This is a genomic window from Chryseobacterium sp. NFX27 (assembly GCF_049887855.1).
In the GTDB taxonomy this organism is placed as follows: domain Bacteria; phylum Bacteroidota; class Bacteroidia; order Flavobacteriales; family Weeksellaceae; genus Chryseobacterium.
Map to the genome: position 1 here is coordinate 1 of NZ_JAGEKK010000034.1, position 10298 is coordinate 10298.

At 39.5% G+C, this 10298-nt stretch carries 7 protein-coding genes; 4 read left to right on the plus strand and 3 right to left on the minus strand.

Going from position 1 to position 10298, the window contains the following annotated elements; genetic code table 11:
• Positions 1-153: 153 nt before the first annotated feature.
• Positions 154-702, minus strand: a complete 549-nt coding sequence (locus J4Q03_RS21140; RefSeq protein WP_426050082.1) for a hypothetical protein — start codon at positions 700-702, stop codon at positions 154-156.
• Between the two features lie 394 nt (positions 703-1096).
• On the opposite strand from J4Q03_RS21140, the gene J4Q03_RS21145 reads away from it, so the two are divergent.
• Positions 1097-1813: a hypothetical protein gene (locus J4Q03_RS21145; protein WP_426050083.1), complete on the plus strand. Its 717-nt coding sequence runs from the start codon at positions 1097-1099 to the stop codon at positions 1811-1813.
• 163 nt (positions 1814-1976) lie between these two features.
• Here J4Q03_RS21145 and J4Q03_RS21150 read toward each other — a convergent pair whose 3' ends face one another.
• Complete coding sequence (locus tag J4Q03_RS21150) at positions 1977-2417, minus strand: hypothetical protein (protein WP_426050084.1); 441 nt, start codon at positions 2415-2417, stop codon at positions 1977-1979.
• Positions 2418-3162: 745 nt separating this feature from the next.
• Here J4Q03_RS21150 and J4Q03_RS21155 point away from each other — a divergent pair.
• From J4Q03_RS21155 to J4Q03_RS21165, 3 genes are all read left to right on the plus strand, one after another.
• Entirely contained in the window at positions 3163-4341 is a 1179-nt protein-coding gene (locus J4Q03_RS21155) for a hypothetical protein (protein WP_426050085.1), read from the plus strand.
• An 18-nt stretch (positions 4342-4359) separates the two neighbouring features.
• A complete protein-coding gene (locus J4Q03_RS21160; protein WP_426050086.1) occupies positions 4360-7842 on the plus strand; it encodes a T9SS type A sorting domain-containing protein in 3483 nt (1160 codons plus the stop codon).
• 152 nt (positions 7843-7994) lie between these two features.
• Positions 7995-8405 (plus strand): 5-fold beta-flower protein, encoded by a 411-nt coding sequence (locus J4Q03_RS21165; protein ID WP_426050087.1) that lies wholly within the window; start codon positions 7995-7997, stop codon positions 8403-8405.
• 477 nt (positions 8406-8882) lie between these two features.
• Here the strand turns inward: J4Q03_RS21165 and J4Q03_RS21170 are convergent, their stop codons facing one another.
• On the minus strand, positions 8883-9560 hold the full coding sequence (locus tag J4Q03_RS21170; protein ID WP_426050088.1) for a type 1 glutamine amidotransferase domain-containing protein: 678 nt from the start codon (positions 9558-9560) through the stop codon (positions 8883-8885).
• Positions 9561-10298 lie beyond the last annotated feature (738 nt).

Genomic DNA, 10298 nt, shown 5'->3' on the forward strand with positions numbered 1-10298 from the left:
ATCCTGCTTTTTACTAAAATATCAAAAAAATTCCTGAAAAAACAAATAACGGAAATCTAAACCTGAAAAATTGTAGATCGCAAACTTTGAGACACAAAAAAAGACTGCCCCTTTTGAGACAGCCTCTCTATATTCTGTAAAATAATGCAGTGATTATTTAGGTGCATCAAATGTTGAGTAATACAGATATACAGGATAATATTTAAAAGTTTCTGTTTTACCGATAGTGTATTCATTACTCCCGTATACTTTTGAAAAATCAAAAATGGCAGATTTTTTTTCCGGAAAATTATAAATCATTTTTATTAAGCTGGTAGCCGATGGTTCCGTTTCGTAGGTGAACAAAAGTGTTTTACCGTCTAAGCTATATATTTTACGGTTATCGATTCCTGCCTTTAATTTTGTATCAACACCGGTTTCATCCAGCCTGGCTTTATACATTAATTTTTGTTTGCCATTTTCGGTAATATACACCTCTGCATTTTTATGTTTTGCATCAAATTTGAAGGTGACCAGTTTTTCAAGCTCATAAAGACTGTTTTCAAATTCTTCACCCCCGGGCATTACCTTGATTTCGGTATCTTTAGGCATTTCTAACGGTCCAGGCCTTGACGGAGCTGCCGGTTTCTTTTTTTGTGCAGTTACGTTCACTGCCAAGAATAGCATTAAAATAGCTGCTAATACTAATTTTGAGTTTTTCATGGTTCTTTTTTGCAATATTAAATAAAATTATGATTGTAAAAAGAATCAGATGAATTTTTTACAGCATTGTTCTGGCTATTAGAGGTACGGTTGACCCATACGACGGGCTTTGCAGACTGCGAAATAATAACTTCTGATCATTGTTTCTTCTTTAGTGATTAATCAATAGATTTCTAACTGTCAACAATAAGTTAAACGAATAAAACAAGAGCCTTCCAAGTCAAACAGCTCATTGGCTATCTTAAAGAAATTTTTAAAAGTGTATATTCGGCAGTTAAAAGCAAAAAGTTATATGATAAAATACAGGTTAAAATTTATACAAAATTTGCTAACCATCGTCAAGCTATCATTTTACGCTACCTGTTAAAAAAACATTAAATTAATCAAGAAAACAATGGATACAAAGGATTTTGAAAATTTCAAACAAGAGGTAAGTTGGTTTGTAGGACAAAATGATAGCGTTGAAATTAATATCATCAGTAAAACTTTTAGTCCGGAATTTATCAATATATTTCCAACTTTATATCAACTATTATTACAATCGACTTCAATTTTGAGTGTTGATATAACAACATCTAAAAACAAAAAAGCAAACTATTATCTATATACTTGGACGGACAAGAATGGCTTTAAATGTGGCTGGTTATGCAAGATTGAACAAATTCATACTGAAATTGATGTTTTATCTGAACACCAGTTACTCTTAGACGAAATGGGCGGGATAAAGGAAACTTACCACTGTTTTGATACAGAAACTGAAATGTTGACTGACAACCAGAATTTTATTTTCATCAAATCCGAACTCTCAAAAGGTTTAGGTGACTGGATTGACTTATATGACCAGGTTTGTAAAGATGAAAATGTAAAACAAATTGACACAAAAGATCTGGTTTGTTTCGCCGAAGAAGCGAATGGAAATGAAACCTTTTATGACCCCAATACAAAGCAGGTTTTACTTTTTGCTACTGACCATAGTTTTGAAAATGTTGAAGTTTTAAAAGAACAATCAGAATATACATTTTACACAATTAATCGTGTAACGACATTTGTTGATTATGTAGAAACCCTTGCTCAGCAATGGTTAGAAAATATTATAACAGACGAGTTGTAAGCTCTGAGTGAATGTTAGCTATCGATTCAAATAATTTTCTGAGAGGAAAAGATTATGGCTTCAGAAAAACGACATTGAATTTACGGTTGACCCATACGACAGACTTGCAGACTGCGAAATAATAACTTCTGATATTTTCTATAATTACCAGAAAGGTAAAAAACTAGCGGAGAAGAAGATAGATTCCAACACCAATTGCAGCGTAAGCTGTAACCGTAAGAATATCAGCGATAGGTTGGGAAAAGCGTTTTTCTGCAATTTTCTCGCTATTGATCTGGTTTTTATGGAATTTCAGAATTTTCTTTGGATTATGAACCGGGTGTGCCACCAGGCTGTCGCTTTCCCATCTGTCAACGATTACTTTATAACTTCTGCCATCTGCTTCAATTCTAACATTTTTTCCAGCTGCCAGTTTCTCCTGAACATTAATGGGAGCAGGTGCCTGTGGTGCGTTCGGGCTTTGGGTTTCAGCTGTTGAGCTTTTCATTTGTGCAGTGGTATTTTGCTTAGCGTCGGCCGCCGGATCCACTGGCTTTTTCACCTGGTACGTGTAGCAACTGCTAAGAGAAAATGATATAATGATGAGATAAAGATACTTTTGCATGAGTTAAATTTAAGAATTAAACGGAATATTCAGGAGTTTCTTTTGAAAGATCCTGTAAAAAAATATCGAAAGACAAATTTTTTATAGACTCGCTGTACAAAGTCTCCCGACTTTGAGCCCGCAAAATAAAAAAATATTTGAACATATTTCAATATCAGATCGGAGAACAAGGGAGTGGAGATAAAATTCCTTTTTATTTTTTTAGCTTTGATGATCCATAATAAAAATATACTTTTGTAATCAACACATAAAGTTCTGATAACAGAACGTGTTGCTCTTTAAAAAAACTAAAAACTAACCAGAAAACTAATTACATCATGAAAAATGAACAAAATTACGCTGTACCTATTCTTAGGAATACATCAAAATTCCTTGTTTCCAGCAATTTAAAACAACAGTAAATTTCACAATTTCTTTAGCACCATAGCCCTATAAACCCCATAGGATTTATTTAATAATTTCTGCCAATCGGAAATAAAGAATATCCGGTATGAAAGTATGGCCGGTACTTCGCTTTCGATCCGGGTGGGCACTGTTTTATTGAAGTTTTGGGACGTTTCATATGGTGTCAGTAATGATGCTTTTTGATCTGCGGACCCTTTCAAAATCAATGTTTATTCAGTGATTTAAATCCTTATTCTATAATCCTGTGCTCGGCAAAAGGATGGTGGGAAAATGGCAGCTAACAGTGATTTCAAAAACCAAACAATAATTTAATATCAAACTCATTAATTTTTACATTATTATGACAAAGAAACTACTAACCATTGCCTTCACAGGCTTATCGTGTACTATGGCTTTTGCAGCGGATCTATATGTTAGAGATGGAGGAGCAGGCGGAGCTTATCCTACTGTAAGTACAGCAATCACAGCAGCTTCAGACGGGGACCGTATCATCATTCAGCCTAAAGCCAATGGAGGGGCTTATGTAGAAAATCTGATTATCAACAAATCGCTGACTTTTGTTTCCGAAACCAATTATGCCAAGTATATCATTCAGGGAAATGTAAGCATCAATCCGGCAACAGGAAGAACGGTGACGATCAGCAATATGAGCTCAGGCTATTACGGCAGTTATAATGTACAGGCAAATTTTCCGATAGGTACAGGAAGAACCTTCGTTAATATTGTGAACTGTGATCTGCATAATGTTTTAACGGATAAAGTGAATTTCACTACCAACATCTCCGGTTGTACGATTAGTGGAATCCTGAAGTTTTCTCACGGAAGATGTACGGCTAATAGAGCAGAAAGTATTGCCGTGGTAGCTACGCAGGATAACAGTCCTGTCGGATCTGATATTGAGGTTTACGGGAATATATCCAACTCATTTATATCCAATTCACAATCCAATTATAATTTTAAGTTCAGCAATAATTTCTGTACCGGTATTTATATTTATAATATTAAAGCAGGAAGCTCTAACGAAATCATTAACAATACCGTTTATAATCCTATTCCCGCAGATACGGCTCCGCTTTACGTGAACTTAGGGAATAGCACTAATGCAGGGAATATTGCTATTATGAACAATGCCGCTTCTTTTGAAGTGGGAGGGACCAATGCCTGCATTCAAAACAAAAGCAATAGTGTTACGGTAACAGCTAACTATAATGTATTCACCAATGCTTTTGTAACAGAAGGTAGCATGACGCAAAATGACAATTCAGGATCATTGAACCTGAACTTCGACAATGTAGCCTATACGGTAACCGGGATGAATGTAAATGCCGGAAATCCCGGTATAAAATACACAGATTTGGACTTAACAAGAAACGACGCCGGGCATTATGGAGGCTCTAACAGCTGGACGAATTACTGGCCGGCAAATAATGGTAATAAACCTCGGGTAAACTATCTGTCCACCCCAAGATCTGTTACCAGCGGAACATTTAACATCAGCGGGTCTGGCTTTTCTAAATAATTTCTAATGATATAGCATATGAAAAATTATATCTACAGTATAATTGCTTTGTTGATGGTCATGCTGTGCCCGGCACAAGTACTGATCAGCCAGGCAGAATATTTTTGGGATATCGATCCGGGAACAGGAAACGGGACTCCGGTATGGGCTGCCGACGGGACTTTCGATAACGTTGTTGAAGAGCTTTCCAAAACAGACATTGCCACACCGGGCAGTGGTTTACACAAATTCAGTCTCCGTGTCAAAGACAATACGGGAGTTTGGGGACCCGTTTTTACCCACATTATTGATGTTCAGCCCAATCAGACCTCTGCCATCATAGCTGTTTCCCAGGCGGAATATTTTTGGGATACTGATCCGGGAGCCGGAAACGGGAATCCCATATTGGCAGCCGATGGGACTTTTGACAGCGTTATTGAACAACTCAGTACCGCAGGAGTTGCTACACCGGGTAGCGGTTTGCATACATTCAGTGTCCGCATCCGGGACAATATGGGAATTTGGGGACCGGTTTTTACCCATGTCATTAATATTCAGCAAACTTCGGCATCTCCTATAATTGCTGTTTCCCAGGCGGAGTATTTTTGGGATACTGATCCGGGTGTGGGAAATGGAACCGCTTTATTGGCTGCTGATGCCAATTTTAACAGCTCTTTTGAGCAACTGGCTGATGCAGGAATTCCTTTACCTGCTAATGGCCTGCACGTATTGAATGTCCGTGTGAAAGACAATACGGGTGTTTGGGGCCCTGTTTTCAGAAATGTTATTGATGTACAGACCACAGCTTTTACGGGCTGCTGGCAAACCCTTGCCACAAGAGGAGACCATTCGGTAGGACTCAAAACAGACGGAACATTGTGGGCATGGGGAGTTAACAGCGATGGACAATTAGGGGACGGAACCATATCTTACAGATCTGTTCCTGTAAAAATAGGAACCGCAAATGACTGGAAAAGCATTTACGTAGGCCATAAGCATACACTAGCCATTAAAACAGATGGAACACTATGGGCCTGGGGAGATAATGCATTTGGGCAATTAGGTGATGGAACCTTAATTGACAGAAAGGTTCCGACTCAGATAGGAACAGCAACGGACTGGCAAAGTCTTGGCGGCGGAATTGAACATTCGGTAGGACTCAAAACTGATGGAACGCTTTGGACCTGGGGGCGTAACGGCTATGGGCAATTGGGAGATGGAACTACCATTTCAAAAAATATCCCGACACAAATCGGAACTGCCACTGATTGGAAAAGTATTCGTGCAGCAAATTATCAGACGTTAGCGATAAAAACCGATGGAACGCTGTGGGGATGGGGAATTAATACCTCTGGACAGCTTGGAGACGGAACTTCAGTTTCAAAAAATATCCCGACACAAATTGGAACTGCTGCTAATTGGAAAAGTATTGATACGGGAGTTCAACATTCGGTAGGGCTAAAAACAGACGGAACGTTATGGGCCTGGGGAAATAATAGTAATGGGCAGCTTGGAGACGGAACTACGGTTTCAAAATATAGCCAAATACAAATAGGAACAGCAACCAACTGGCAAACTGCAGCGGTTGGGAATAATTTTACATTTGCAACAAGGACAGACGGAACAATCTGGTCATGGGGTGGCAATAGCTTTGGACAGTTGGGTAATGGTACAAGTACAGGAAATAGTACAACACCTGTACAGGTAGATTCCTCTTCAGATAACAAGCAGGTTTTTGCCGGAGAGAGTCATATTCTTGTACAAAAATTTGATGGTTTTCTAAAAGCTTGTGGACGAAATGACAATGGACAGTTAGGTGACGGTACAAAAGTTAACAAAAATACGTTAACTGCTATGGCTTGTCCCGGATACTGTATTCCTCCAACACCATTTTCATCATCCAATATCACTTCTGAAACGGCTAGTCTTAACTGGACGGCAGCAACTGTGACTCCTGGCCAGGGGTATGTGTATCTTTACAGTACCAGCCCAACACTTGGAGGTATTGAAGGAGGTGTTCCCTCTACTTCTACAACAGCAAATCTGACCAATTTACTACCTGATACCACGTACTATTGGTGGGTGGGATCCAATTGTGGATTCAGTCCGTTTGTCTGGATGTCGGGAGGTTCCTTTACTACACTTCCTACCACCGCAATAGGCTGCTGGCAAAGTGTGAGTGGAGGTATTGATTACTCAATGGGGATCAAAAAAGACGGAACGCTATGGGCCTGGGGAAATAATTATGATGGCGAGCTGGGAGACGGAACTATGATCAATAGAAATACCCCGACACCAATAGGGACCGAAAATAATTGGGCGAAAATACTGGCTGGAGCTTATTTTTCAGTAGGTATGAAGACCAATGGATCAATATGGACCTGGGGAGAGAATAGCAGAGGACAATTAGGTGATGGAACTACAACCACCAGAAATATTCCAATGCAGGTAGGAACTGCAACAGACTGGGTGGATATTGCAACGGGGGAAAAGCAGACATTTGCTATAAAATCAGATGGAACACTTTGGGCCTGGGGTTATAATAACAGAGGACAGTTAGGTGATGGTACAATCATCAACAAAAGCATACCTGTACAAATCGGTACCGCAACAGACTGGCTAAGTATCGCCTCCGGAGAATCTCATACCCTTGCTGTAAAAACAGATGGAACGCTATGGGCCTGGGGGTATAATGACAGAGGACAGTTAGGTGATGGTACCGCCATAGCAGTAAGTTCCCCTACTCAAATCGGAACGGCAACGGATTGGAAAACTGTTACTGCAGGAACCGATCATTCGATAGCACTCAAAACAGATGGAACGCTATGGACCTGGGGATATAATGACAGAGGACAATTAGGTGATGGTACTACAATTTCAAAGAATATTCCGACACAGGTAGGAGCAGAAGCCGACTGGCAAAGTGTGAAGACTGGCACATATGGTTCTACTTTAGCTATAAAAACAGATGGAACGCTATGGGCCTGGGGTTATAATGGCTGGGGACAATTAGGAGATGGTACAGAAATACACAGATCTACACCCATGCGTATCGGAACCGCAACTGATTGGCAAAGTATTGCAGCAGGAGCTAATAATACACTTGCTGTAAATAATAAAGGATTTCTGGCAATCAGTGGCTATAACCTCAAGGGACAGTTAGGAGACGGTACTTATGTTCAAAAGAAAATTTTTATACCTGTTGCCTGTGGTACAGGTAGTGTGACTGTTCATAAAGTTTCTACTTTCGCTAAAGCCGGTCTAGCGCTTGATGAAGTTTCAGCAAAGGCAGATCAGCTGAAAGTTTATCCCAATCCTGTACAGGATATTCTGACCATTTCGTTTGATCAGAAGATTCTGTCGGTATCGGTTTACAATGCAGCCGGACAGCAGGTACTTACGAAGGCAATTAATGATACTAAGGGAACTATTGATGTTTCCGGACTTGTATCAGGGGGGTATCTGGTTAAAGTGAACGCTGCTAATGACCTGGTAAGAATGGTGAAAGTTATCAAGCGGTAAATAGTAAAACTTTAATACAAAAAAGGTTTCTTTAGACCTTAAACCTTTCAAATAGCGCCACTTATCTTTAAGTGGCACTGTTTTTTTAAACTAATCGCTATCTTTAATACATCATCAAAACAAAATAATAATCGATTAAAAACTTTAAAATCATGATAAAAACAGCAGTCTCTGGTTTCCTTCTCTTCAGTCTTTTCCTGGTAAGTGCACAAGCCATCGAGTCGGGAAGCCACAGCACGACAGGCTACATCAAACCGGACGGTACGATTGAAAACAGCAGCCATTCCACCGTAGGATACATCAAGCCAGACGGGACGATCGAGAATAAAAGCCATTCGACCATCGGGTATATTAAAAGTGACGGCACCATAGAAAACGAAAGTCATTCTACCGTAGGGTATGTTAAAAAAGATGGCACGGTAGAAAACAGCAGTCATTCCACCGTGGGTTACATCAAAGACGATGGAACGGTAGAAAACAGCAGTCACAGTACTATTGGCTATACCAAAGGCGTTAAAAAGGACTGGGCAGCAGTAGTCTATTTCTTTTTTAAGCTAGATTGATCATCAATACCGCGGAGAACATAAGGAATTTAACCAACAATTTCTGATCATTACATCATCTATTCCTGCACGCTGTTCCATAACCTTCTCAAGGACGTATGATAAGGGGCTGCATCCTTTTGGGTAACAGTATAGAGGCCGTTTGGAAGCCGCTTTACCCTCTTGTATAACCGGTTTTACCCCGTTGGGTAAGGGGGTGCCGGCCGTTCCTCAAGGGGGGGTAGGTTGTTTGGAAGACCCTACAGGGGGCTGGAGAAGCGCCTGATGGGTCTTTGGAAGGGCCTATAGGCTTTGTGGTGGGGTTTTGTTGATGTTTGGATGTTTTTTGAATGTTTGATGTAATGCTAAAACCACACGAAAGGATTCGTGCGGTAGCAGGGGGAAAGGATTCGTGCGGTAGCGCGGAGAATGAACGTACGTATATTAGAAAAGCGGCTTTTGCCGCTTTTCTAATATAAATGATATGTTGAATATCTTTTAAATGAGTTTTAGTAACTCTCCTGCCACCTTTTCGGAAGATGCAGGATTTTGTCCGGTAATCAATCTTCCGTCAACAACCGCATAAGGATTCCAGTCCTCGATCTTACTGTACACACCGCCATTCCTTTTGAGCATGTCTTCAACCAGAAAAGGCACTACGTCAGTTAATTGTACGGCGTCCTCTTCAGTATTTGTAAATCCGGTAACATTTTTATCCTTTACCAGATATTCACCATCTATTTTTACATCCTTCAAAACCCCAGGTGCGTGGCATACAAATGCTACAGGTTTCTCATTGGAATAAAAATCAACAATAAGCTGTTGCGAAACCTTATCTTCAGCGAGATCCCACAATGGACCGTGACCACCAGGATAAAATACGGCATCAAAATCTTCACTTTTAACTTCCGATAACTTGTGTGTATTTTTTAATTTATCCTGTAATACCTCATCAGTATCCATTCTGCGCGTAGCATCGGTCTGAGATGATGGTTCTTCACTTTTCGGATCAATTGGCGGAAGACCTCCCTTTGGAGACGCCAATGTTATTTCTACTTCTTTATCAGATAATGCATAGTAAGGAGCTGCCAATTCTTCTGTCCAAAATCCGGTCTTTCTACCGGTATCTCCTAATTCGTCGTGACTCGTAAGCACGAATAAAACTTTTTTACTCATTTATATTTATTTAATTAGTACTGTAAAGTTGGCAATATCATTCTTTTAAAAAAAGGATCTAAATCACTATTTATATGTGATCCATATCACACTTTAGAATAGAAAGAGACAGATAGAAATTATTTTACACTGTCATAAATTTCCATTATTTTGAAAGACACTAGACCTTCAGTCTTGTCATTGATGGTATTATATACCCCTTGCTAGATTTCTTCCTTAAAGAAGGCTCAAAAACTTCAAATGTAACTCAATTTCAGTTTTGGAGACATGATAATAAGCCTATTGAGTTATGGAGTAACAGGGTGATTAGCCAGAAAATTAATTATGTACATCAAAATCCGGTAAAAGCAGGTTTAGTTTTTCGTGCAGAAGATTATAGATACAGCAGTGCAATAGATTATTCTGATGAAAAAGGACTTTTAGATCATATTGTTGTTTTTAGAATGTTTGATTTATAATACTTAACCACACGAAAGGATTCGTGCGGTAGCGGGGCTGGATGCAGCGCATGTTATTCTGGAAAGGAGAGGGGAGAAGTACAACCAGCCAATAGGTTATGCTTTTTAACGCAAAGGTTTCATGTAATGATGCATAGACTAGAAGGCAAAGAGAGAAGAGGCTGTCTCAAAAGTGAGACAGTTCTTTTTTTATGCGCAAAAAAGGAAAGCTCAAAGCTTTCCCAGTTTTTGCAAATTGATTAATTTGCTGTGTGTTAAGTAAATCAAAAATAGTCTTTAA

What these genes read in the sequence shown, in the direction of transcription:
- J4Q03_RS21140 (WP_426050082.1), bottom strand. Translation starts at nt 702, where the DNA reads ATGAAAAACTCAAAATTAGTATTAGCAGCTATTTTAATGCTATTCTTG.
- J4Q03_RS21145 (WP_426050083.1), top strand. Translation starts at nt 1,097, where the DNA reads ATGGATACAAAGGATTTTGAAAATTTCAAACAAGAGGTAAGTTGGTTT.
- J4Q03_RS21150 (WP_426050084.1), bottom strand. Translation starts at nt 2,417, where the DNA reads ATGCAAAAGTATCTTTATCTCATCATTATATCATTTTCTCTTAGCAGT.
- J4Q03_RS21155 (WP_426050085.1), top strand. Translation starts at nt 3,163, where the DNA reads ATGACAAAGAAACTACTAACCATTGCCTTCACAGGCTTATCGTGTACT.
- J4Q03_RS21160 (WP_426050086.1), top strand. Translation starts at nt 4,360, where the DNA reads ATGAAAAATTATATCTACAGTATAATTGCTTTGTTGATGGTCATGCTG.
- J4Q03_RS21165 (WP_426050087.1), top strand. Translation starts at nt 7,995, where the DNA reads ATGATAAAAACAGCAGTCTCTGGTTTCCTTCTCTTCAGTCTTTTCCTG.
- J4Q03_RS21170 (WP_426050088.1), bottom strand. Translation starts at nt 9,560, where the DNA reads ATGAGTAAAAAAGTTTTATTCGTGCTTACGAGTCACGACGAATTAGGA.